Raw genomic sequence first — 24166 nt, 5'->3', positions numbered from 1 at the left:
GAGGTTGAGAAGCATACCTCATAAATCCTAGAAACGCTATATAACTGAACAATATCCCATTTAAATGCACAACAGCTTAGTTATTATTCATTAGTTATTTACCCCATTCGCGACTGCATCAAGACAATGATGTACACAGGATTTTTTCCCGATTCCCGATTCCCGATTCCCGATTCCCTACTCCCGATTCCCGATTCCCGATTCCCGATTCCCGATTCCCTACTCCCTACTCCCTACTCCCTATTCCCTAAAAACAATGAACTCAAAAATTCTTGAAATTGATAACTTAACTGTAAGTTTTGACGGCTTCAAAGCAATTAACCAGTTTAACTTTAGTATGGATACTGGGGAATTGCGAGTGATGATTGGTCCTAATGGTGCTGGGAAAACTACGTTTCTGGATGTAGTGACTGGGAAAGTACAGCCAACGGAGGGACGGGTGTTGTTTAAGGGGCAGGATTTGCGAGGCTTATCGGAACACCAAATCTCTCGCTTCGGGATTGGTCGAAAATTTCAGACACCACGAGTCTACCTAAATCTAACGGTTCGGGAAAATTTAGATTTAGCCTGCAATCGTGATAAAAATGTGTTTTCCACCCTGTTTGGGCGTACATTACCGGGGGAAAAACGGACAGTAGCGGGTTTGCTGCAAACCATTGGGTTAGTGGAAAAAGCGAATTTACTGGCCGAGTTACTCTCCCATGGCGAAAAACAGCGGTTAGAAATTGGGATGTTAGTGGCTCAGTCTCCGGATTTATTACTAGTAGATGAACCGGTGGCTGGTTTAACGGATGAAGAGACAGAAAATGTCGGAGATTTGCTGTTAGCTCTAGCTAAGAGTCATTCCATTATTGTGATTGAACACGATATGGAATTCGTACGCCAGATTGCTCGTAAAGTAACCGTGTTACATCAGGGTTCAGTGTTGTGTGAAGGCACAATGGATCAAGTCCAAAATGACCCCCGCGTTATTGAAGTGTATTTAGGACAAAAGCCATCGATTACAGCGGAACAAATGAAAATGCTACGGATTGTGTCTGCTATGGCTTGGTCTGATGGTAATCTGGCACGAGAAGAAGTTGATGTGATGATATCTCGCTTTAGCCAAGTGTTTGCGACAGATGCAGAACAACAGCAACAATTGCAACAAGAGTTACAGAATTATTTAGCACTTAATGTTCCTATCGAAGAGTTGACTAGTGAAATAGAAAGTATTGAAGAACGAAAACTAATCGTAAAGCTGGCTTATGAAGTGATTAAATCAAGTTCCCGTACACCTAGCGAACCAAAAATTAACGATGCTGAAGCAGCGGCTTACCAAAACTTAGTGAAGCTGTTGGATCTGCCAGCAGAAGTGGTAAAAAGCTTGGAAGCAGAAGTAGGAGAAGGGTAAAGGGTAAAGTGCTATATAGCAATTTTACGACTTGTGAGGTACAAATATCTAGGTTTTAGGGAGCAGGGAGCAGGGAGCAGGGAGCAGGGATTAGGCAAGAGTGAAACAATCCTGTATACCTCATGAGTCCTAGAAACGCTATAGCATTTAAGGCAATAGGCAATAGGCATGCTAGCAATAGTTAATCCACTATATAGGGATTTTTGCGATTCCCGATTCCCAATTCCCGATTCCCGATTCCCGATTCCCGATTCCCGATTCTAAATTCTAAATTCTAAATTCTAAATTCCCGATTATAACTTCTAACTTCTAACTTCTAACTTCTAACTTCCCGATTCCCAATTCCCGATTACCGATTCCCAATTCCCAATTCTAAATTCTAAATTCTTAATTCTAAATTATAAAAAACTCTTATGCTGAAAATTTCCAATTTAAATGTCTACTACGGTGAAAGCCACATTCTCAGAAATGTAGATTTGAATGTACCAGCAGGACAAATGGTTTGCCTGATTGGACGGAATGGTGTGGGCAAAACTACTCTACTCAAAACGATTATGGGATTACTGAAACCCCGCACTGGCACCATTACCTTTGCTGGTCAACCCCTGAACAAACTATCTACCGATAAACGAGCCAGATTAGGAATTGGCTATGTTCCCCAAGGGCGGGAGATTATCCCTCGGGTAACGGTGAAAGAGAATTTGTTGCTGGGTTTAGAAGCACGTCGAGGGGGTAGAAAGGCTGAAGACGACATCCTAGACACTATCTTTGAGCTGTTTCCAGTCTTAAAATCAATGTTGTCCCGGATGGGTGGTGACTTGAGTGGTGGACAACAGCAACAATTAGCGATCGCACGGGCATTAATGGGACGTCCTCAGTTATTAGTGTTAGACGAACCCACCGAAGGGATTCAACCGTCGATTATTTTGGAAATTGAAGCGGCTGTGCGCCGGATTATTGAAAGCACTGGGATTTCTGTGCTCTTAGTCGAGCAGCATCTACATTTTGTTCGACAAGCTGACCGCTACTATGCCATGCAGAAGGGTGGCATTGTGGCATCCGGGGCGACTAGTGAACTCAGTCAGGATGTGATTCAGCAATTCTTAGCGGTTTGAATCGTTACATAGCGGTTTTTAATTTGGTGAGGTACAGAGTTTCTGGTTTTAGGGAACAGGGAACAGGGAACAGGGAACAGGGAAGAGTAACCCAAACCTAACCCCTCCCAGGAGGGGAAGAGGTGACAGGGAAAAAAGTGTGTACCTCATTAAAGTAAAAATAGCTATAGATATACCAATCCTAAATGAATTGTGATAATTTTTGTTCCCTTTTCCCTACTCCCTACTCCCTACTCCCTGTTCCCTGTTCCCTGTTCCCTTTGGTATAGCATATAGAATATATTACAATACTAGTGTATTGACTTATAACTTATGTCTAACAATCCTTATTACAATCTTAGTGTTGATGACCAAACGATCATCATCAAGATTGATAAGACAGCAATTGATTATCAGCAACTGACCCAACTCCTCAACTATCTTGAATTCAAGTCAATCAGCCAGCGCAGTCAACTCACAGAAGAGGTAGCGGCTGAATTAGCTGATGAGATTGACTCTACCGTTTGGTCTAAGGTTAAGTCTAAACTTGATAAGTAGTAAATTGTGATCGGACAAAACCAAGCAGTTATAGTTGATACCAACATTTTGTTCTCAGCATTACTCTACAGATAAATCCCGTTTTAGTGAGTTACTACTCGACTCAAATTATAACTTTTTTATCTGTGAGCAGGTGTTGATAGCAGGAAGTTCAGCCACGGTTCATCTCGCGCTCTAGATCGTCAAAGTCAACAGCAAAGACATCAATTTGTTCGCGGGATAGGGCGGCCAGAAAGTCCCTACGGTTTAACCCTGCGACGGAGGCTGCTTTTTCCATGGAGATTTCCCGCTTTTGATACCAGTAGATAGCAGCAGCAAGCCGCATTTCCTGCACAAATTCTTCTGGGGGAAGGCGACGGGCACTAAAAACCTCTTCAGGTAAGTTAATTGTGACTTCTGACATTAGTTATATGCTAAAATGTGGTATTATTGAAAGGGTGCATCTCATTTTTGCCGTTTGACCAGATAGTGCGTTACGGGAGAGATTATCCTAACACTACAATCATGGCTCCCCCGTCCCTAACGCACCCTACGAACTTCATAAGTATAGCAGTTTTTAGTTTAATGAGGTACATAGGATTTTTTCCCTCTTGCCTCTTGCCTGCTCCCTGCTCCCTGCTCCCTGCTCCCTGCTCCCTACTCCCTAAAAAATGTACCTCGCCTAATTTCAAACCACTATAATTTATAATTAAGAATTAATAAAAATGGCTGTCCAAAAACATCTTGTTAAGAAAATAAGAGAAGCAAAAAAGAAGCAGCTTAAACAGTTAGATTTAAGCCGTGATTTTTTGTATTACGATGATGTTAAGGTAACTGAAATACTAACTGAAGTTTTTAATTTATCACAGTTGGAAGTATTGGATTTAAGCGGTACTCAATTAAAAACAGTCCCAGAATCCATCGGAAAGCTTACCAACTTAACCGAGCTTAATTTAAGCGGTAATCAATTAACAACAGTCCCAGAATCCATCGGAAAGCTTACCAACTTAACCAAGCTTAATTTAAGCGGTAATCAATTAACAATAGTCCCAGAATCCATCGGAAAGCTTACCAACTTAACCGAGCTTAATTTAAGTAAAAATCAATTAACAACAGTCCCAGAATCCATCGGAAAGCTTACCAACTTAACCAAGCTTAATTTAAGCTTTAATCACTTTAATCAATTAACAATAGTCCCAGAATCCATCGGAAAACTTACCAACTTAACCGAGCTTAATTTAAGGACAAATAACTTAAAAAAAATCCCAGAATCCATCAATCAGCTAATCCTTTTAACCCAGCTTGATTTAAGCTTTAATCAATTAATAACAGTCCCAGAATCCATCACCAAGCTATCTAACTTAACCAAGCTTGATTTAAGGGATAATCCCCTTGAAAATATACCAATAGAAATTGCAGAAAAGGATATTGAAGCAATCAGAGATTATTTCCGACAACTGAAAGAAGGAGAAGATTATATCTATGAAGCAAAACTCCTCATTGTCGGTGAAGGATGTGCTGGAAAAACAACACTAGCTAAAAAGATAGAAAACCCAGACTATCAACTACAGGAAAACGAAAAATCTACAGAAGGGATTGACATTATCCAATGGACATTTCCACTGGAGGACGGTCGAGACTTTCGGGTTAATATCTGGGACTTTGGGGGACAAGAAATTTATCACGCCACTCATCAATTCTTCCTGACCAAACGTTCTCTTTACACCCTAGTAGCAGATACCAGTAAAGAAGACACAGACTTCGACTACTGGCTTAATATAGTAGAACTCTTAAGCGACAACAGTCCTCTTTTAATTATCAAGAATGAGAGACAAAATCGTCATATAGAAATAAAGGAGTGCGCCTTACGGGGACGGTTTACCAACTTGAAAGGAACCCTAGCAACCAACCTAGCTACTAACCGAGGTTTAGAGGAGCTTCTTACCCAAATTAAATTTAATATTAGCAACCTCCCCCACATCAAACAAGTAGCTTTACCTAGAACATGGAAACAAGTCAGAGAAGCTTTAGAAGAAGATAGCCGTAATCACATCAGTCGGGAGGAATATCTACAGATCTGCTCAAACAATGGGTTTACTAATGACAACGATAAATTACAGTTAAGCGGGTACCTACACGATCTGGGAGTGTGTTTGCATTTTCAATATGACTCTCTATTAAAGAAAAAGGTGATTCTCAAACCGGAATGGGCTACTGATGCTGTCTATAAAGTCCTGGATAACAATGACGTTATTCGCAATCGAGGTTGCTTTAACCGCGCTGATTTAGAAAAAATTTGGTCGGAAGAAAAATATGCTGATATGCAGGATGAACTGGTACAATTGATGATTAATTTTAAACTTTGCTATCAAATCCCTGGGAGTAAAGATAGCTACATCGCGCCACAACTACTAACATTAAATCAACCTGAGTATGATTGGGATCAATCTGACAATCTAATTCTCCGCTATACCTATGACTTCATGCCCAAAGGTATTATAACTCGGTTTATTGTGGAAATGCATAAGTTGATTTACCAGCAGCAATATGTCTGGAGAAGTGGGGTTATCTTAAACAAAGATAACACCAAAGCAGAAGTAATTGAATATTACGAACAGCGAGAAATTAAAATTAGAGTTACTGGTAGACATAAACGAGACTTGTTGACTATTGTTACTAACGAACTAGATAAGATCCATGATTTTTATAAGCGATTGAAGTGTAGTAAGTTAATCCCCTGTAATTGTTCTACTTGTAAAAACAGTCAAAATCCTTATTTATATCAATTTGATAAATTAAGAGAGCGTATTGCTTATGGTCAGAATACGATTCAATGTGATAGTCCTCCCTATAATACAGTTGAGGTATCAAGTTTAATTATTGATTATAATATAGGTTGCAATAAGTTCAATAAAGATGAACAACGGGATATAGATCGACAGCTAAACAAAGCTGATATTATTATTATTAATAATAATAATATTGAAACGACAGGGAGTCAAACTATGTCTGAAAAAAACGAAATCAACGTTAGGGACGGAAGTACGGTAATAGGAGCAGGAGGTAAAGAGTCTAACCACAATACTATCCAAGCTACTGTCAATGGGTCACCCACAGAGGAGAAATGGAATCTCTCCAATAAACTTGCTCTGATCGGCATAATAGCGACCTTATTTGTAGGATTAGGGGCATGGCTGTTTAGCGGACTTCTTAATGACAAGGTAATAGAAAATCCTAGTCGATATCCAGCAACACAACAAGAGCAAGTAGATTAATCGTAGGGTGTGTCTTCTTGCCTCGGAGATCCCCCGTTTCCCTTAAAAAAGGGGGACTTTGACTATGGCTCCCCCCTTTTTTAAGGGGGGCTGGGGGGGATCTAAATCTTGCGGAAAACTTTGAAAACACGCCCTAGGGTGGGCAGTGTCTAGCAAGGGGCTTTTTTAGGTGATATCTATTTAGCACTGCCCACCCTACATAAGCTGATAGCTGACAATTTATCCTAAAATTACTTACCCAAAAAAAAGTTTTTCAAAACCCTTGACAAACTATATCATAATCATTACAATAATCATTGTCAACGAAATTGATTTTTTTAATCATGTCTACAGACTTTATTCCGAATCACGACAATAATTCTGAGGATTCTAACCCAAAGAAAAAACGTATTAAGTACATTAAGGGCTCTCCTGAAGCAGTAACTAATACTATTTACAGCCTTTATGCACTGGGGTATGCAGATGTTTCCGAGTGGAGCCCTTTGCAGCCGACGGGCATTCCAGGGGAAGTAATTAGTTTTGCAACCAAGTCTTCGACTTGGCGTTAATAGGTTAAATTTCTGGGGGGGTTTCCCCCCTGGTCAAAGGCTCCGGTTTGTTCGGGTAGAATCACATCCGGATTGATTCGGAAACTGATAGACAAGACAATTGCGTTTACAGCAGTGAAATAGCCGTGGATAGTATTTCTACGGCTATTTTTTTTGGTTTTAATTTAATGGAATTGGGAAGTGCGAACGCGCCCCGCGTGACCTACGGTCAATCGCGTAGCGTGGCCAACGGCCAATCGGATCAGATTCCGATTGGGGCTACACCGATGGTGGGCAGTGCCTAGCAACGGACTTTGTCAGCTGATCTGATCTGTATCAAGCACTGCCCACCCTACATTAACTTTTACTGAGATTGATTATTAACAGCTATTCAGCAATGCTAAATCTTTAGCTGCTACTATTTCTAGCGTTTCTCATAGCTATGAGGTACACTTTTGATTGGCACTTATTGCCTTAAGACCTTCTTGCCTTGCTGCCTTCTGCCATTCCCCTCCTGGGAGGGGTTAGGGGTGGGTGCCTTCTGCCTTAAAAGGATAAGCAATGTCGCTCATGACTATGAGAATTGCTATATATATTGTGCAACTTATTATTTTAGCACTATTGATAACTACTATCCTGCCCCGGGTCTTTAGACCGGAGAGTGTCAACATAGACTTGTCTTAAATTTGTCAGATGATAGTCGTGTTTTAAGATTGAGCTGTCACGAACGTTGTACTTAATCTCTTCTAGGAAGAGCAGTTCAACCACGGACGGAGCCAATTCGGGGTTGTCCATGGCAGTTTCAAACAGCCACTTGGTGTCGCCGATCAAAAAGAAGTCCAACATAGTAATTTAGTAATCAGTAAGATGCACCTGTGCGATCAGCTGTGCGGGTATACACAGCTGCTAATGGTTTATCTCATATTTGTAAAAAATCAGGAAAGAATGTCCTGATCCGTGGGCTTAGTTTTGCTTAGCGTACGCCCTTGAGTTGGGATGTTGGTTTTTGCTACTGGTGCGATGCGCGTTTAGCGGCTCTTTCGGAGCATCGCAACGGTAGAAATCGGTTTCAGCTACAACCACCTATCCCTGGATGTCTGTCTGAAACATTCTGTGGGTTTATAAACACAACGAGGCGGGGTTTATTAAAAAATATTTCCAGTTTATTGACAATAAGTATTTATTATGATAAAATGCTATAGCTAAACTTGCCTAGTATACGTGGGATCAGTTTTAGCGATCGCACTAAAATCAATTAAATTGATCGTAATGACCACGTAAGCATTCAGCCGTCAGCCGTGAGCTAAAAGCTCACGCTACTTGAGGTGCCGTCAGCCGTGAGCTTATTTTAGTCAAAAGTACCGATCTAGTAGCACTATCTTTAGGGCATCAAATGTTGGCCTAGCCTGGCCTACGGCTAATAGCTGATATAGCGCTACGCGCAAGGCAAGAGGAATTCCCCCTTATTAAGGTGCATTAGCGTTTGAGATTTTATCAATGTCCTAACTTTAATGGGTAGTGCTATACCAATGTTAAGCTCAGCATTTGTAAGCCATGCATGGGTAATTTGGAGCGATATCCAGGTTGACCGGCTTCGCTTCTACTGCATGTGATAGGAAGAATATTTCCAGGTAATTCCTGGCATTTATCAGCAAAATCCATAACTATAGCCATCCTTTCTGTGAACTCTAAGTAAATTCTTGAGGTGTAAGCTTATCGCTTTTTTTCCGGGAGCAGTGTAATTAAAGGAGTTACTTTTACTTCTAGGATTAACCCTCCCAAACTCCCCCGTTAAAAGGTTTTTAGCTATATCACCACTAGACCAACCCTTGATGGGTTTCAATGGGTTATGTCTAATGGGGTAGCCATATTTATTGAGTGCAGCTTTTTGTCTGCCTCCTTGTCCTTTGCAGGTGACTAGTAGTGGTTGAGAGGTTCTCAATACCAAGGTTTTAATATCTCCAACACAAGCTGCATCAATCCAATGCTGTTTAGACAGTCCTAGCTTAGTCCGGTTGTATTTGGTCTGAGCGCCAGTACCAGTAACCACTGGTTTTACTTCTTTGAGCACCTTTACTATTCTGTTCCGAGTTGTATTCACCGCTGCTGCATCTGATAATGGTTGTTTCGCCTTATTTTTGATTTTTTGCAGCAAGCCTGGTTTCTTTTTTAGGAATTCCTCTATAGGTCTATTGCCTTTTCGTTGATTACATTTTTCGCAAGCTAGACAAAGGTTGTTAACTCGATCGCTTCCACCTTTAGATTTTGGGTGAATGTGCTCAATCTGTAGAGGGATATTTTGTTTGCCACAATAGGCGCACTCCCTTCCCCACTTCTCAAGTAAATACTCCCTCACCTCATATCCGGCCAAATCACCTTGTTGGTACTCGATTCCATTGATTTCATGATTCTGCATTTTTTGAGTGTCAAACTTGACTCTTTCAACCCAGATCTCATTGATTGGACAAAACTTAATCAGTCGCTTCACCCAGGTTTCAATAGTCAAAACCCTGTGTTCTAGGCTGGGAGCAATCCAACCCTCTGGACGTTTACGATTAAGAAATCTTGGCTTCCTGTAACGAGTATTGCGATTACGCCTCCCACGTCTAACAGCGCTTCTAGATTCTAATTTTTTCTTGATCAATCCTCCCCTGTGTTCTAATTCCATTCCCCAAATAACTTGGTCGTCTTGAACTAGAGCAAACCCAGTCACCTTGCTACCTGGATCTATCTTGATCTGACAAGGGGAGATAGTCGGGTTTGCGATCGCAGTCTTGAGGATAATCGTAAATGGATACATTCTAAAAACCGCCGCTTTACCTTTGTCCAATAATCGACGCGCTTTCTTGGGGGATATGGGGTTTAACGGTTGTTTATTCGTGTCAATGACAAATACATAATTTTGCATTTTTAGTGCGTCTCGATTCGGTAATGTTTTCCTCGACCATGTTGTAATGGCTTGTCGTGTCAACCACACATTTTGCCTTTGACTTAATAGTTGACGATAGGGCTGGGAGCTGGAGGTCACTCCCAGGTATCATGACCAAAACAACGTAGGAAATCAATCCTTGGTCTGCAACCTAGCTAGGTAATTTCCGAATCTTGCCGGAAATTACCAAGGCTTTTACTAGGTGCTAAACAGTTAGCTTGATGGAGTGGAATTTATTATAAACCAACTCACCTCAAAAATAATATTAAAAATTGTTAAGAGTTTTCTGAAGTAGTGACATGCTCCCGCTGCACCCTGCACTATAGTTCATTAATCGCATCAGCATAAGCCATTGCTGCTGTTTCCCACTTCGGCAAATTACTACTAATCTCAACTAATTGTTTTTCTTTCAAACCACCCATTACCTTCTCGGCTGCCTCCCTAGGCTGATCAGGATCAACGGTAATGATGGCAGACCCCCCTGCTTCCAAACCGGCTTGATTCCCTTGAGATACCACCACGAAGCGACCAAATGATGCCGCTTCGGCAATCGGTAGTCCAAATCCCTCCCGGTCAGACAGAAACACTACCGCTGTTGCCTCTCGATACCATTGAGCCAAAATGCGATCGCTTATGTGGCCATGATACTGAACCCAAGGCAAGGTCTCAATTGACGTCTCGAACGCTTCACCGCTAGCTTGGGTCGAAGTATTCATCCCTCCTATGGACTTACGAAGTTTAGTTGGTGATCGGTAATTGGTAATTGGTGTACGCCAATTTTCCTGGAGTCCAGTTTTGGGTAAGTCCTGTTGCCTTGATGAGACCTAGGTGTATAAATTGGTTTCAGCTCAAGTGGGGCAATGCTTTCATAATTATGCTATTTTTTTAGCATAATAAAGTAACTAATTTAACGTTTTTTTTGAATTCTTAATTAATTAGTTAAATATTTTTTTATCCCTGCTATTTTTTGATAATCCCCTAATTCTTAATTAATTAGGGGATTATCAAAAAATAAAAAAAAAATATCAAATTAGTTTCCACAACACTATAATCATCTTCAATATTTTAAAGTTTATGTATTCATTGTTTAAGTTTATTTAATCCCAACGTTATATTCGTTATAGTCTATTGTGTGTACTCACAGTTTGGACAAGCTGGCTGATTATTATTGAACCCAGTCGAGCTATTTATAACCTGATTGAACATTGGGAATTTGCCTTCACAATGGTCTTTGGTTCCATGGTTGCAGGAGCGACAAGTATGGGAGGAGGCGCAGTTGCTTTTCCAGCTTTAACAAAGTGGCTTCACGTCTCTCCCCCCGATGCAAAACTCTTTTCTTTAGCTATTCAAAGTATTGGCATGAGTGCCGCCTCTTTTACGATTGTGGCTATGAAAACTCCAGTAGAATGGAAGTTAATTCGTTGGGTGAGTTTAGGGGGAATTCCAGGTATTTTTATGGGAACAGCTTTTTTGGCTCCTTTACTTCCTCCCGAAGTCATTAAAATTTCATTTACAATGATGGTGAGCAGTTTTGCCCTCATTTTAATTCACTTAAATTTAACTAAGACTGAACGGAAATTGACGATTGAACACTGGGGTAAACGAGAAAAAATTTTATCTCTAGTAGTCGGATTAATGGGCGGTATGATTAGTGGGTTAGTTGGGAGTGGAATGGATGTTTTTGCCTACTCTGTAATGGTGTTACTGTTTGGCTTGTGTGAGAAAGTTAGCACTCCAACGTCAGTGATTTTGATGGCAATTAATGCCGTCACAGGCTTTTTAATTCATAACTTTATCCTGGGGGATTTTGTCACTCCCGTCAGTAATTATTGGTTAGCGGCGGTTCCGGTTGTGGTAGTGGGTGCGCCAACCGGAGCAATTCTTTGTAGTCTGATGGAACGCCAAATGGTGGTTTGGATTTTGATTAGTTTAATTGTAATTGAATTGCTGACTTCTTTACTGTTGATTCCACTTACGACATCCGTAGTTTCGGCTGGATTGTTTGCCCTGATTTTATTTACTTCATTTTATTATCTGATGTATCGCACAAAACTGAGACGCGCTTAATTGAGTGATTCTTGGTTTTATCATTCTCTTAAAATCATTCTATTATTCAGCAACGCCAGACCGCTTCCTATGAGATGCACCCCATGTAACCTTACCCTAGGGTTAACCACCCAAAAACTTGCTCAACTGTTAGTTCTAACTCTACTCCATTGAGAATCGGTAACGTAGAGGTTGCTGAAAGGATTTCCAATCGTTGAGTCTGATCAATCACGATAATACTTTCTTCTTCCGGATCAATTAACCATCCTAGTTCGGTTCCATTACGCAAACAGTGGATGAGTTTGCTCAGGACTTTGGTTTGTCTTTGGTCTGGGGAAAGAATTTCGATTGCCCAATCTGGATGTATTTCAAAGCGGTTGGCAATTTTGCCAGTTGGTTCAATGGGGATGTTTGCCCAACGAAATACTGTGATGTCGGGAATAATTGATTCACCCCCAAAGGTACAGCGCAGTTCCGGGAAAGCCTTGGCAATTTTGTTGGGATTAGCGACTCGATTGATAGCTTGACACAATTCAATCTGAAGCAGACTATGTTGGCCTTGTGGCATGGGCTTAACAATGATTTCCCCATTGATAAATTCTGATCGGGGTTTGGTTTCTGGGAGTTTGAGGAACTCCTCTAAGGTTAGGGGTGGAGTGGCTGTGGTCATATATAGCGGTTTTTAATTAGGTGAGGTGCATTTTTTAGAGAGCAGGGAGCAGGCAAGAGGCAAGAGGAACCCACCCCTAACCCCTCCCAGGAGGGGAAGGCAAGAGGCAAGAGGCAAGAGAAAAAAAATTATGTGTACCTCGTAGCTATGAAAAACGCTGTAATAATGGTAAATAGCGAAAATAATGACACCCAACACTTTTAAAAATAATTGCTTGTTAATTATAGCAAGAGGTTTAATCTGTACTTTTGTTATTTGTTGGATTTCGTGGTATAAACCCAACCTACAAGATGGTGATGAACGCTCGTTCGCCGCTACAGGATTGACCGTAGGTCACGCTACGCGAAAGCACTAAAACTAAACTAATATTTTTTCAATCTCCTTAAGTACCTCAGCTAAAAAAGGAGCATTAGATTGAACAATATTATCCTCACTTCCATCATGTTTATGATGAGGAAAAGTAGCAAGATTTAATTTTCGATGGTGTTCGGTATTATCATAGCGGAAAATTAGATTATTATCGTAATTCATATATTGATAACTATACATTTTTCTATCGATTGAAATTTCTACATAGACAAATTCTCGGAAATGGAGCAAGGAATTATCTTGGAAATTTATCTTGCCTCTGATAAACCCTTCATACATTCCTCTTTTTTCCCGTTCAATAGTTAACCCTTTGACTATTAGCGATGATGACAATAAAATATCAATCTGATCAAAATAGTCTTCAATCAACAAAATAAATATCCTCTATAGATTCTTTTGTTTTTTGTAAATGTTCCAACATTTTAGATTCTCCGATCCATTCATCAAAATCAAAACTATGGACTAATTCATCGTTATTAAAGCGAGTAATAAATTCCGCTGTTGATAATTTGTATTTAGTTTCAAATTCCTGAAGGCGTTGTTCTGTCCTTTGAATTCCTGCTTTAACACTCTGTAATCTTTCTGACAAGGCACTTTGAATAATTCGTTTTAGTGAATCTGGATCTTTTGATCTAATTTTGAGTTCAGCCATCATTTTTTTAAGTTTTTTTTTATTGACGTTAATAAGGTTTATAAGGGAACAGGGAATAACGAATCGCACCCCTATTTCCTACTCCCTACTCCCTATTGAGTTCATTAATCGCATCAGCATAAGCCATTGCTGCTGTTTCCCACTTCGGCAAATTACTACTAATCTCAACTAGTTGTTTTTCTTTCAAACCACCGATTACCTTCTCGGCTGCCTCCCTAGGCTGATCAGGATCAACAGTAATAATGGCAGACCCCCCTGCTTCTAAACCGGCTTGATTCCCTTGAGATACCACCACGAAGCGACCAAATGATGCGGCTTCGGCAATCGGTAGTCCAAATCCCTCCCGGTCAGACAGAAACACTACCGCTGTTGCCTCTCGATACCATTGAGCCAAAATGCGATCGCTTATGTGACCATGATACTGAACCCAAGGCAAGCTCTCAATTGAGTTGAGGAACGCTTCACCGCTAGCTTGGGTGGAAGTATTCATCCCTCCCACTAAATGCAATTCCCAAGGTTCACCACTAAGCTCTCTAAGTTGAGAGGTTAATGCCACAGCTTCCGGTAAACGCTTGGCAGCTGGGTCGATCCGACCTACCGATAACAAGAATGGTCCAGTGGGAGCAGAAATCGAGACGGTCGGTAACTTAGCTAGGGGTGAGTCTACTCCATTCGGAATAGTTTTCAGCTTCTGTTGAAGCCTTGGGTTAGGGCGAAAGTGTAGCAGGTCATTCTCCGTAGCTTTGCTTACCACGATAATCTGCTGGGCAAAACGAATCGAGGCATCCAGGTAAATTAGCGATCGCAAAGCCGTTTTTATGCGATCGCCATACTTATTAGCCGCTTTCCATTCATTGACATCATGAAGCACTGCAATAGTAGGTGGATGCCACGGCAGTACGATCGGGTTAGATAGCCAGACTAGAGCCTCTACTCCTGCTTGAGCACAATACCCATTAAAGCGAGTAGCCACCCAACCATACCGCTTTGCTGGGGAGTAATCCAGCGGTGGTAGGATATTAACACTATCTGCCAACTCCTGTAGGGTAGGAGTATTCTCAAACGCATTTGGAGAAGCCAAGATTTTCACCTTAGTGCCTCGGCTGATCAGTTCCTCAACTAGAGGTGGTAGTAATCGATTGAGATACTGCCCAATCCCTAAGCGAGGACCAAGATAATGGGCAATTAAAGCAACAGACATAACTTATAGCACAGGAAACAGGGAACAGGGAGTCGGGAATCGGGAATCGGGAATCGGGAATCGGGAATCGGGAGTAGGGAGTAGGGAATAGGGAACAGGCAAAAAATCCGTGTGTGTACTCCACTAATATGAAAACCGCTGTAGCTTAGATGTAGGAATAATTTCTAACTTAGTTACAATACCACTAAATAAAATCATAAAGGAACAGGCATTTAGAAAATTTTCCACTTTCCACTCCCGACTCCCGACTCCCGACTCCCGACTCCCTAATCCCAACAATGAACAAAATAATTTCCTGGTATCGATGGGCGATGCAAACAGGGCAGCTACCATTTGCGATAATTTTAACCATAACCATCTACCAACCCTTTGAAGACTTTGTTCTCAACTGGCTACCCTTACCATCACCGTTAATTTCATTAATACGTTTTGTTCCCGAAATTATCCTTTACATCCTAATGGTAAGGGTAATTTACCTGCGGATCTCCTCTGGTAAAGGTATACGAAAAACCCCCCTTGATATCCTGATTATTGCCTTTTTCCTCGGTACCATGATTTCCATTGTTGTTAACCATGCTGGAATTGCAGGTAGCATTAAAAACTTACGCACTAATTTTCGGTATATCTCCGTTTACTATACTGTTGTTAATATTGACATTTCTATCGAACAGCTTTCTCTATTATTAAAAAGTATTAGACTAGCCAGTTTAATCCAGGCAGGTATAGCCTCCATCCAATACTTCTTACCCGCCAGCATCACTCAGAAACTATTCACCAGGCAAGTCATCCACTCCGGCACAATGGCTGCCAAAAATGCCAGCATTGGCACCTTTGGCGACAGTGCCATCCTTTCAGGATTCCTGATGTTAGCCATTTCAGTATTTATTAGCCATGTCTACACCCACTCTAGTCATCTTATTCCCACTTTCAAAGACTCCGCTAGTATTTTAGTGCTATATTTCGCCAACTTTGCTTCCAAAAAGCGAGCTGGACTGATGATATCTCTACTAATTCCTATTCTAGTATTAGTTCATCTCAAACGTAAAAGAGATACTGCTCTCATCCTCTGGTTTTCTACAGCAATTTTGATAACTGTAGTCTTAATTTCCCCATTATTGAATCTTCAAACATCAGCAGCTTCCGTCTCTGAAAATGGTGAAATTCCTGATTTAACTTCCTATTTCTTCTCGATTTTTTCTCCAGATTACTGGCAACACAACTTAGAAGCTCAGCGGGGTTGGGCAGCCAAGACTATTGTTAATGGTTTGATGAATTCAGGAGGCTGGTTTGGCTTTGGTCCAGAGCCTGGTGCCTTACAAAGAGGAATAGAAAATTCCGTGATTCTCTCCCCAGATGAACAACGGCATTTATCCTGGCATGTGGAACTCCTGGAAGATGCCTACTGGTTTGCCTTCCTGGGGTATTTTGGAATTGTTGGTTTGGGGATTTTTTGGCTAATATTGCTACGGCTTTACCAAACCTCTAACTCTCTGATTAAATCCTCTTCATACCTGGAATACAAATCCCTTGGGGTGATGCTTTGTACTATAATTATAGTTTCTTTCTTTTACACCTTTGTGGAAAGGACATTTAAACTTCGACCCTTTAGTTTTTATTTTTGGTTACTGGCTGGACTAGTAGTTAATTCCTGGTCTGTTCAACAAAGGAGTAGGGAATAGGGAGTAGGGAGTAGGGAGTAGGGAGTAGGGAATAGGGAATAGGGAACAGGGAACAGGGAACAGGGAATAGGGAATAGGGAATAGGGAATAGGGAATAGGGAACAGTATAAAAGAAAGACAAGCATTTTTTTGTTATGCTTAATCCTTAGTGCTGATATACTTATCATACTGTTACCAATTCCCCCATCACCCTATCACCCTATCACCCCATCAGCCCATCATGATTGATCATCAACCAAGAGTGGAACAGATATTTGTAGTAGGAAACTCCCGCAGTGGCACTACTCTGATCGGTCTAATCTTGGGATTAAATTCAGAGGTTTTCACCTTTGAGGAACTCCATTTTTTTGAGCAGTTATGGTCCGAGCAGCATCGGGACTCTTACCTGACTCAGGCAGAAGCAGAACAGCTAGCGGCTCGCCTCCTATCAATTCAGCATAGTGATGTTCTGCGTCCAGGGGATCCCAGTGACTTTAGTGAAGAAGCCAAAGCAATTATTGCCCAGTTTCCGGAGCAAAGGCTAACCTCTGGGGATGTCTTTAAGGTATTTCTGGGATACAAAGCTGCCAAAAACAGTAAGAGTATTCCTTGTGAGCAAACTCCGCGCAATGTCTTATACATAGCTGAAATCCTGGAACTTTATCCCGAAAGCAGGATTATTAATATGGTTCGTGACCCCCGAGACGTACTGCTGTCACAAAAATATAAGTGGCGAATCAAATTCTTGGGTGCCAAGAATATTCCCTATCGAGAAGCCTTCCGGTCTTGGTGCAATTATCATCCCTTTACCATCTCAAAACTTTGGAATGCGTCGATTAACGCTGCTGAAAAATTTGCCAATCATCCGCGATGTCGTACGGTGAGATTTGAATATTTGGTAACAAATCCAGAGCAGACCGTGGCAGAAATTTGCCAGTTTCTAGGTCTGGAGTTCCAATCACAAATGTTGGACGTTCCTCAAAATGAGGGCGGTGTCTCATCCCATAAGCAAATCACACCAAAACGTCGGGGAATTGACCCGAATACCACTGGAAAATGGCGGCGTGGGGGACTTTCTGTGACAGAGATTCATATTTGCCAGCAAGTAACCTATACTAACATGCTCAAGCATGGTTACTCCTATGCTTCGATGAAGCCCAACCCCTTGATGTTAGCATTAAGCTGGGCATTTTTACCTGTAAAATTGACCCTAGCTTTGTTAATGAATCTTGACCGAACCCGAAACATTGTAGAAGCGATTCGCAGACGCTTGTAGATGGTAACCCTGCTATTAAGGTCTTGGGTTTTAGGGAGCAGGGAGCAGGGACTTCGGAGCAGGGAGCAGGAGTGTCAAACAGCTTTTAGGAGATGCACCCAACCGGATTTGGTCATGGTGATACCTCTAAGATCTGTTTAATACCTTTAATAAAGACTTGAAAACTGTGGGATGTATTGTCAGTTAAAGATAAATAGGGTGCAATTTTTTTAGAATGGATTCCTGGATAGTATTCCTCAACTAAACCTTTAAGCTCTTGTTTGGCAGAGTTAAGCTGATCGGGGTTACGGTATTTCTTTTTACTTTGTTGTTTACTGAGGCTATTAGGTTTCATGTTATAGGCTTTTTCGACTGCGGCTAAGTTTCCTAAGAACCAGGATTCTAATTCATGGCAGATGATCCGAATCATCACATTATTGGATTTTCCGGCAGTTTGACAAATTTCTAATAGTTCGGATTTGAGTTTTTTGCAATCATGGGAGTCTTGGTCATGGACGATAATGAATCTAGTGTCGGGACTATATTGAAAGGCTTTAATTTTTTTAGTAATAGATTTAAATAAGTCCTGTTTGCCTTGGTGGGGGATACAAAGATAGGTGATTTGATCGGGGATAATTTTCGGTAGGAGTTGATCTAAAACGTTTTTCATGGAGCGTTCTTCTAGCATAAAAATCAGGTCATAACTCATTAGGGGGCAACTCCTTCAAACCAGCCTTGATTCCATAGATAGCCAGGTAAGTCTCCAGCTTCAACTAGATTGACAAGGGTTGGATTATCTTTAGCCCTTGAAAATTTGGTGATCCCATGTTCTTTGGTGAGCCAAAAGATGCTCTCCAGGGGAACGGCATTTAAAAAGTCAGGGGAGTGGGTAGAGACAAAGACCTGGCCACCACGATTGGCATAACTGGCAAATTCTTCGGCGAGTTCATGTAAAAGGCTGGGGTAAAGTTGGTTTTCGGGTTCTTCGACACAGAGCAGGGGGTGAGGCTTAGGATCGAAGAGCAATATTAAATAGGCAAACATTTTCATGGTGCCATCGGAAACATAGCGATCGATAAAGGGGTCTTTAAAGGCTTCATCTTGAAATTTTAGGATTAGTCTGCCGTCTTCAGTATTTTTGGCTTCTACTTTGGAAATGCCGGGGACTCGCTCTTGCATTCGCTGGAGAATTTTCTCGAATATTTCGGGATGTTCTTGATAGATGTATTGGGCTACTAATGCCATATTATCTCCTGTGGGGGAGAGGTGTTCGGCATAGAATGCGTCTTTGCTGCCTCTAGCTTCATTGATATGAAAGTCGGAAACATGCCAGTTTTCGATCAGGGAACGAAAGGCACTGGCGGCTTTGAAGCGTTGGAATTGTCCTAAGCCTTTTATGGCTAAAATGTCGCTGGATTCAAGTTGTTGTTCTTCCCGTTGCAGGTCTTTGTCAGCTTGTTCAAATTTTTCTTCGTTGATGATAGCGTATCCTTTTCCTTTTCGAAAGTCTAGAAAATGAAAAGGTTTCCCGTGTGCGCCACGTTTATAACGCAGAATTTCTCGTTTTATGAACGGTCGTCTCTTCTCCTGTCCAATGATCAAAATATAGGTAACCAGGCGCTCAGTTCCTAGAATTTTCATACGGAACTGAAGTTCTATTTCGATATCTTCTTGCTCTTTGCCTCGGGTGATAACTTCATTGAAACCGCCACGAACTTCGAGAGCATGACGAATATTATGTTTGAGGGCATGGTGGATAAAGCCAAATATGTCAAACAGGGTTGATTTTCCGGTACCGTTTGCACCAACTATCACAAAAAATGCGGGAATATTTTTGATTTCTATGTTTTCAAATACACGATAGTTTTTAATTTTTATGGTAAGGATTTTCATAGTCTATGATTTACCTAAACAAACATGTAAGGAGTATCCATCCCGGGAGCATGTCAAATTTGTAATTAGGTACATAGATCCCCCCTAACCCCCCTTAAAAAAGGGGGGAATTAGATTGAAAAGTCCCCCTTATTAAGGGGGATAATGGGGGATCTGAATCAGGGATTAACAAAACTGACATGCACCCATCCATCCCTAACTAATCACAAAATCCCCTCGATCGTGGCATCAATTTCTACCAAATTGCGATCCACTTGCTTCAACTCCGCCGCCACCACCCCTAGATTAATCTCCGCTGACTGTTCCCAAGTCTGGCATACAGCCATTACAGCCCAATCAGGTTATCAAGGCTAGCTCTGTTTTTCGTGAGTACTAACCTACCGTTGGATATGTCTATCACGACTTACGCAAAGCCCCCTAAATCCCCCAATTATGGGGGACTTTGACATCATTACCCCCCAAAATTGGGGGGCAGGGGGGCAAAACCAACTAACTTCGTAAGTCCTATCTATGGTGCTTTAGGATCGTCTATCCTGTGATCGAAGGGGAGCATGTTACCTAATTACAAGGGTAACATGCTCCCTACTAAGACGCCTAAGTCTGTTAAAATGTTACTAATTATCAGCTGAATTAATCAGGGAAAAATAATCATGAATATCCTGATTTCTGCTTATGGCTGTTCCCCAGTAAGAGGGTCTGAATATGGTATAGGTTGGAATGTCGTAAAACAAATAGCTAAAGACCATAGCCATAAGTGTTGGGTGCTCACTAACATAACTGATCAATCTCAGATTGAACAGGAATTGACTCATTCACCTTTAGACAATGTCACCTTTATTTTTGTAGCAATGTCTGAAGGGTCTCGTAATTCAGGATTGTCTCATTATTTGTACTATATCGCCTGGCAGATTAGAGCATTTTTTGTGGCCAAAAAACTCCAGGGGGAAATTGGCTTTGATTTGGTTCACCATGTCACCTATCAAAATTCCTGGTTGCCAACATGGATAGGCTGGCTAGGTGTGCCCTTGATTTGGAATGGTGGCGCTAAAGATAAAATTCCGTCGGTACTCTTGAAGACATTATCCCTAAAATCGGCCATGATGGAACGGATTCGGATGGTGTCGATGAATGCCCTAGGTCGCTTTACCCAGTGGTCTGTTGCTTCTCGCGCCCAATTAATTCTATCTCGGGAAGCGAGCCAATGGTCAGACAATTTACCAGTTAAGGCTTTTCCTCCCTTTGGTCTTAATCAAAAGGATATTGAGAGATTAGCTCAACTGCCCCAGCGCCAGGAAGAACCATTTCGAGTGGTCAGTATCGGGAGATTTTTGGGTTGGAAAGGGTTTGCATTGGGCATCCGTGCCTTTGCCCAGTTCCATCGTGAACACCCCACTAGTGAATACTGGCTGATTGGTGATGGTCCTGAAAAGGAGGGACTACAGAAATTAGCTAAAGACCTTGGATGCGGTGATGCTGTACGTTTTTGGGGGAAGCTTTCCCGTGATCAGGTCTTACAACGGATGGCAGAGGTGGACGTGTTAATGCATCCGAGCTTCCATGATCATTGGCCGACGGTGGTGTTGGAAGCAATGGCATCTGGTAGACCTGTGGTTTGTCTCGATATTGGTGGACCCTCGTTGATGGTTCAACAAGACTGGGGAATTAAAGTGCCTGTCGATAACCTATCCCAAGTGATCAATGATTTAGATCAAGCACTGTTGCAGTTAGCAACTAATGGGGAAAAACGCATATCTATGGGACTTAAAGGACGAGTGATAGTCTCAGAGAATTGGTCATGGGAAATAATTGGTGAACAAATGCTGAGTTTATATCAGCAAGTTATCAATTCTTAAGCTTAAGCGCTACGCGCACGCTACGCGAACAGCTCTCAGCTATCAGCTATCAGCTATCAGCTATCAGCTCTCAGCTATTGCCCAAAAGCTGACGGCTGATGGCTGTTCGCGTAGCGTGAGCCAAAAGCTCACGGCTGAATGCTTACGACCAGTGACAAGTTTAACTTAACAAATGATTGACAATTAACTAACAATTACCTGATCTATAGAAGCCCTAATTTTATGAGCTAGTAGCTCTACATGGGGGTCTTTGAGAAAACTCCCTGGTTGGTCATCTAAGTGCTTACCAGAGATTTCCTGGATTTCCAGCTCTCCAGTAACTAACTCTATCCAGCCTTTTTGGAGTTCTGGAGACTGGGAAATCCGCTCACTGGTCAAGAACATTGTTACTGGGTTTGGATAGTAGCGTTTGGCCACATAATTTTTTGAAGCGAAGGTGTTAGCTTCTTGGACTTTTATGATTTGGAGAGATTGCGGTAAGGAAATTCCAAAGGACTGATATAATTTAGAAACAACCTTTAGGAATTGCTGCTTGAGTACGTCTTGAAAACCTCTGTGAATCAATCGTTGAAACAGTCCCTTTAATCGATCACTATAGCTACGTTGATAGGGACGTTGGTTTTCACTTGTCGAGAATTCAAGAGGGCTAGGTTCAAGCAGAGCTAGCAGAGCCACTGTCTCACCGTCTAAGCGGAGCAGCTGAGCAATCTCCAGAGCAATCTTACCTCCAAAGCAGTATCCTGACAGAAAATAGGGACCCTTGGGCTGAATAGTACGTATTTCCTGGAGGTAGCAGCGAGCCATATCTTCAACTGTGGTCAGGGGAGTCTGTTTGCCATCGAGACCCAATGATTGGAGTCCATAAAACGGTTGCTCCGAACCTAAATAACGTGCCAAATCTCGAAAGCTGAGAATGTTACCACCGGCTCCATGAATACAGAATAGAGGCGGTTTGGAACCATTGGGCTGAATTGGTACTACTGAGGACCAAGGTGCTGCTCCTTGGTCTTGGCGCAGCTGGTTTACTAATTGGGCTACAGTTGGAGCCATCAGCAGAGAAGCTAAGGGCAGTTTTTTATGGAAAATCTTCTCAATCTCAGCAAACAGGCGCACCGCTAGCAGAGAGTCTCCTCCTAGGTCATAGAAGTTATCTGTAACACTGATAGATTTGATTCCTAAGACGTTTTCCCAAATCTTGGTCAATTGACGTTCTAAGTCATTTCGGGGAGCAACAAAGGTCTTGGATGACTCTGACTCCAGAGTACTGTTGTCTTTTTGGGTATCATCTTCTTGGCCCTTGTGCCTTAGGATGTCTTGCTGGTCAGGTGTCTGACCATGGCATCCATCCCAATCCACTGATACACCGGCTTCCCTGAGCTGTTCTACGGTAGTGAGCAAGAAGCTTAGATCCGATTGCTCCTGTCGTGGATGACGTACTGAGGTTAGCACCAGTTGCTCAACCGCTTTCTGAGAGTGTCGTTTCGTTAATGTGCTCAAGGTTCGCCCAGGCCCTACTTCTAGCAGGATGGTCTCTGGTTGTTTCAACAGCTGTTGCACACCTTGAGAAAATCGCACAGTTTGCCGCAGATGCTGTGCCCAATAGCGTGGATTGACTGCTTGCTCGGCTGTAATCCAAGTGCCAGTAACATTAGATAGGTAGGGAATTTGTGGAGGCTTGAGACTAACCTGTTTTACCTGGTCGGTGAAGGAGTCCAAGATCGGTTCCATCATCTTGGAATGAAAGGCATGGGAGGTATGTAGCCTGCGGTACTCTACCCCTTGTTGATCCAATTGGTTTTGTAATAATGCGATCGCATCAGTAGGACCAGAAATCACCGATTGGGATGGCCCGTTAATCACTGCTAAGGATAGTTCCTGACCCAGCAGGGATTGCACCTCCTCTTCCGGTAAAGGAACAGCAAGCATCGAGCCAGCAGGCAGTTGTTGCATCATCTGCCCTCGAAGGGCAACCAGAGATAATGCATCCTCTAAGGAAAAGACTCCAGCTACACAGGCTGCCACATATTCACCAATACTGTGACCGATCATCGCTTGGGGACGGACTCCCCACGACATCCATAACTGAGCTAGGGCGTACTCGATCACAAACAGGGCTGGCTGGGTAATACTAGTCTGTTTCAGTTGCTCTGTGGCCTGATTAGTCTGTTCCTGCTTTGGGTAGAGTACATGGCGCAGGTCAATACCCAGATGGGGTTTGAGGAGTTCTGAGCATCGATCAATCAGTACACGAAATGTTGATATTTCATGGGTTAGTTCCAGCCCCATATTGACATATTGGGCTCCCTGTCCTGGAAACATAAATGCCACCGGCTGAAGCTTGGGCTGTTGGCCGTTTATCAATAATTGTTTCGGTAGTTGTTGGGGTTGGCGAGTACTCGGTTCTAACACATCCCTGATTTCCCAGCGTTGCTGATTGGTTTACTTGCTTAGCCGTTACTTGCTTAGGGATTACTTGCGGGAGCCATGATTGCTCAGATGTAACAGCAAACCTTAACTAATATAGCAAACCTTACTTATTCAAGTAATACAGTATAGCTTTTTTTACCGGATTTATTCAATACTTAGCCTGAAAACAGGGTAAAACGATTCCCTGTGAGCCAACTCAGCGCGCTGTTTGAGATTTTTTTTGAGATTTTTTTTATCAATCAGGACTTACCCATTGCCCCCTAAATACACCAAACTTGGTGATTTTTTTGAGTATTACCCCCCCATATTTAGTGGGTTAGCGAGCCAAAACCAACTAAACTTCGTAACTCCTATAAATCCTGGAACTTTAATCATCAAATCTACGTC

22 protein-coding genes and 1 pseudogene are annotated in these 24166 nt (G+C 42.0%); 10 read left to right on the top strand and 13 right to left on the bottom strand.

Annotation, left to right across the window (positions count from 1 at the left end; genetic code table 11):
* Nucleotides 1-126: 126 nt before the first annotated feature.
* The 4 genes and pseudogenes from F6K53_RS13575 (at nucleotide 127) to F6K53_RS13560 (ending at nucleotide 3045) form a co-directional block, all read left to right on the top strand.
* Nucleotides 127-276 (top strand): hypothetical protein, encoded by a 150-nt coding sequence (locus tag F6K53_RS13575; RefSeq protein WP_293081071.1) that lies wholly within the window; start codon nucleotides 127-129, stop codon nucleotides 274-276.
* Nucleotides 257-994: pseudogene (gene urtD, locus F6K53_RS45850) on the top strand (urea ABC transporter ATP-binding protein UrtD); the annotation flags it as partial. The gene F6K53_RS13575 and the pseudogene urtD, both read left to right, overlap by 20 nt.
* 812 nt (nucleotides 995-1806) lie before the next feature.
* Nucleotides 1807-2508 carry an urea ABC transporter ATP-binding subunit UrtE gene (gene urtE / locus F6K53_RS13565; protein ID WP_293081065.1) on the top strand — a complete coding sequence of 234 codons (702 nt, stop codon included), beginning with the start codon at nucleotides 1807-1809 and terminating at the stop codon, nucleotides 2506-2508.
* A gap of 312 nt (nucleotides 2509-2820) precedes the next feature.
* Nucleotides 2821-3045, top strand: coding sequence for a hypothetical protein (locus tag F6K53_RS13560; protein WP_293044590.1), 225 nt, complete (start codon nucleotides 2821-2823; stop codon nucleotides 3043-3045).
* Between the two features lie 151 nt (nucleotides 3046-3196).
* Here the strand turns inward: F6K53_RS13560 and F6K53_RS13555 are convergent, their stop codons facing one another.
* A complete protein-coding gene (locus F6K53_RS13555) occupies nucleotides 3197-3448 on the bottom strand; it encodes a UPF0175 family protein (RefSeq protein WP_293081063.1) in 252 nt (83 codons plus the stop codon).
* A gap of 301 nt (nucleotides 3449-3749) precedes the next feature.
* Between F6K53_RS13555 and F6K53_RS13550 the strand changes: the two genes are divergently transcribed.
* Complete coding sequence (locus F6K53_RS13550) at nucleotides 3750-6299, top strand: COR domain-containing protein (RefSeq protein WP_293081060.1); 2550 nt, start codon at nucleotides 3750-3752, stop codon at nucleotides 6297-6299.
* A 323-nt stretch (nucleotides 6300-6622) separates the two neighbouring features.
* Nucleotides 6623-6847 carry a hypothetical protein gene (locus F6K53_RS13545; RefSeq protein ID WP_293029159.1) on the top strand — a complete coding sequence of 75 codons (225 nt, stop codon included), beginning with the start codon at nucleotides 6623-6625 and terminating at the stop codon, nucleotides 6845-6847.
* A gap of 597 nt (nucleotides 6848-7444) precedes the next feature.
* Here F6K53_RS13545 and F6K53_RS13540 read toward each other — a convergent pair.
* The 3 genes from F6K53_RS13540 to F6K53_RS13530 form a co-directional block, all read right to left on the bottom strand.
* Nucleotides 7445-7657, bottom strand: a complete 213-nt coding sequence (locus F6K53_RS13540; protein WP_158069537.1) for a hypothetical protein — start codon at nucleotides 7655-7657, stop codon at nucleotides 7445-7447.
* Between the two features lie 817 nt (nucleotides 7658-8474).
* The gene (gene iscB, locus F6K53_RS13535) at nucleotides 8475-9734 is read right to left on the bottom strand and encodes an RNA-guided endonuclease IscB (RefSeq protein ID WP_293064150.1); all 1260 of its coding nucleotides are present in this window, start codon (nucleotides 9732-9734) and stop codon (nucleotides 8475-8477) included.
* A gap of 341 nt (nucleotides 9735-10075) precedes the next feature.
* Nucleotides 10076-10471: a glycosyltransferase gene (locus F6K53_RS13530; RefSeq protein WP_293064065.1), complete on the bottom strand. Its 396-nt coding sequence runs from the start codon at nucleotides 10469-10471 to the stop codon at nucleotides 10076-10078.
* Between the two features lie 508 nt (nucleotides 10472-10979).
* On the opposite strand from F6K53_RS13530, the gene F6K53_RS13525 reads away from it, so the two are divergent.
* The gene (locus tag F6K53_RS13525; RefSeq protein WP_293064062.1) at nucleotides 10980-11822 is read left to right on the top strand and encodes a sulfite exporter TauE/SafE family protein; all 843 of its coding nucleotides are present in this window, start codon (nucleotides 10980-10982) and stop codon (nucleotides 11820-11822) included.
* A 91-nt stretch (nucleotides 11823-11913) separates the two neighbouring features.
* On the opposite strand, the gene F6K53_RS13520 is transcribed toward F6K53_RS13525, so the two are convergent.
* From F6K53_RS13520 to F6K53_RS13505, 4 genes are all read right to left on the bottom strand, one after another.
* Nucleotides 11914-12471, bottom strand: coding sequence for a Uma2 family endonuclease (locus F6K53_RS13520; RefSeq protein WP_293029172.1), 558 nt, complete (start codon nucleotides 12469-12471; stop codon nucleotides 11914-11916).
* Nucleotides 12472-12828: 357 nt separating this feature from the next.
* Nucleotides 12829-13212: a DUF6516 family protein gene (locus F6K53_RS13515; protein ID WP_293064058.1), complete on the bottom strand. Its 384-nt coding sequence runs from the start codon at nucleotides 13210-13212 to the stop codon at nucleotides 12829-12831.
* On the bottom strand, nucleotides 13202-13495 hold the full coding sequence (locus F6K53_RS13510; RefSeq protein ID WP_293029176.1) for a hypothetical protein: 294 nt from the start codon (nucleotides 13493-13495) through the stop codon (nucleotides 13202-13204). The genes F6K53_RS13515 and F6K53_RS13510 overlap by 11 nt, the downstream gene beginning before the upstream one ends.
* 82 nt (nucleotides 13496-13577) lie before the next feature.
* A complete protein-coding gene (locus F6K53_RS13505; protein WP_293029178.1) occupies nucleotides 13578-14693 on the bottom strand; it encodes a glycosyltransferase in 1116 nt (371 codons plus the stop codon).
* A gap of 278 nt (nucleotides 14694-14971) precedes the next feature.
* On the opposite strand from F6K53_RS13505, the gene F6K53_RS13500 reads away from it, so the two are divergent.
* Entirely contained in the window at nucleotides 14972-16372 is a 1401-nt protein-coding gene (locus F6K53_RS13500; RefSeq protein ID WP_293064055.1) for a hypothetical protein, read from the top strand.
* Here the strand turns inward: F6K53_RS13500 and F6K53_RS13495 are convergent.
* On the bottom strand, nucleotides 16351-16497 hold the full coding sequence (locus tag F6K53_RS13495; protein ID WP_293029183.1) for a hypothetical protein: 147 nt from the start codon (nucleotides 16495-16497) through the stop codon (nucleotides 16351-16353). The two genes, F6K53_RS13500 and F6K53_RS13495, sit on opposite strands and share 22 nt — an antisense overlap.
* Nucleotides 16498-16592: 95 nt before the next feature.
* On the opposite strand from F6K53_RS13495, the gene F6K53_RS13490 reads away from it, so the two are divergent.
* Nucleotides 16593-17627 (top strand): sulfotransferase, encoded by a 1035-nt coding sequence (locus tag F6K53_RS13490; RefSeq protein WP_293081057.1) that lies wholly within the window; start codon nucleotides 16593-16595, stop codon nucleotides 17625-17627.
* Between the two features lie 112 nt (nucleotides 17628-17739).
* Here the strand turns inward: F6K53_RS13490 and F6K53_RS13485 are convergent, their stop codons facing one another.
* The 3 genes from F6K53_RS13485 to F6K53_RS13475 form a co-directional block, all read right to left on the bottom strand.
* Nucleotides 17740-18315, bottom strand: coding sequence for a DUF4276 family protein (locus F6K53_RS13485; RefSeq protein WP_293030842.1), 576 nt, complete (start codon nucleotides 18313-18315; stop codon nucleotides 17740-17742).
* Nucleotides 18315-19499, bottom strand: coding sequence for an AAA family ATPase (locus F6K53_RS13480; RefSeq protein ID WP_293064049.1), 1185 nt, complete (start codon nucleotides 19497-19499; stop codon nucleotides 18315-18317). The genes F6K53_RS13485 and F6K53_RS13480 overlap by 1 nt, the downstream gene beginning before the upstream one ends.
* A gap of 203 nt (nucleotides 19500-19702) precedes the next feature.
* Complete coding sequence (locus F6K53_RS13475; RefSeq protein WP_293053707.1) at nucleotides 19703-19825, bottom strand: hypothetical protein; 123 nt, start codon at nucleotides 19823-19825, stop codon at nucleotides 19703-19705.
* A 324-nt stretch (nucleotides 19826-20149) separates the two neighbouring features.
* On the opposite strand from F6K53_RS13475, the gene F6K53_RS13470 reads away from it, so the two are divergent.
* On the top strand, nucleotides 20150-21352 hold the full coding sequence (locus F6K53_RS13470; protein ID WP_293064047.1) for a glycosyltransferase: 1203 nt from the start codon (nucleotides 20150-20152) through the stop codon (nucleotides 21350-21352).
* A gap of 183 nt (nucleotides 21353-21535) precedes the next feature.
* Here the strand turns inward: F6K53_RS13470 and F6K53_RS13465 are convergent, their stop codons facing one another.
* Nucleotides 21536-23761 carry an alpha/beta fold hydrolase gene (locus tag F6K53_RS13465; protein ID WP_293081054.1) on the bottom strand — a complete coding sequence of 742 codons (2226 nt, stop codon included), beginning with the start codon at nucleotides 23759-23761 and terminating at the stop codon, nucleotides 21536-21538.
* Nucleotides 23762-24166 lie beyond the last annotated feature (405 nt).

Origin of the sequence: Moorena sp. SIO4A1, from assembly GCF_010672065.1 — a bacterium.
GTDB lineage: Bacteria > Cyanobacteriota > Cyanobacteriia > Cyanobacteriales > Coleofasciculaceae > Moorena.
This window is presented reverse-complemented; position numbering and strand designations above follow the sequence as displayed.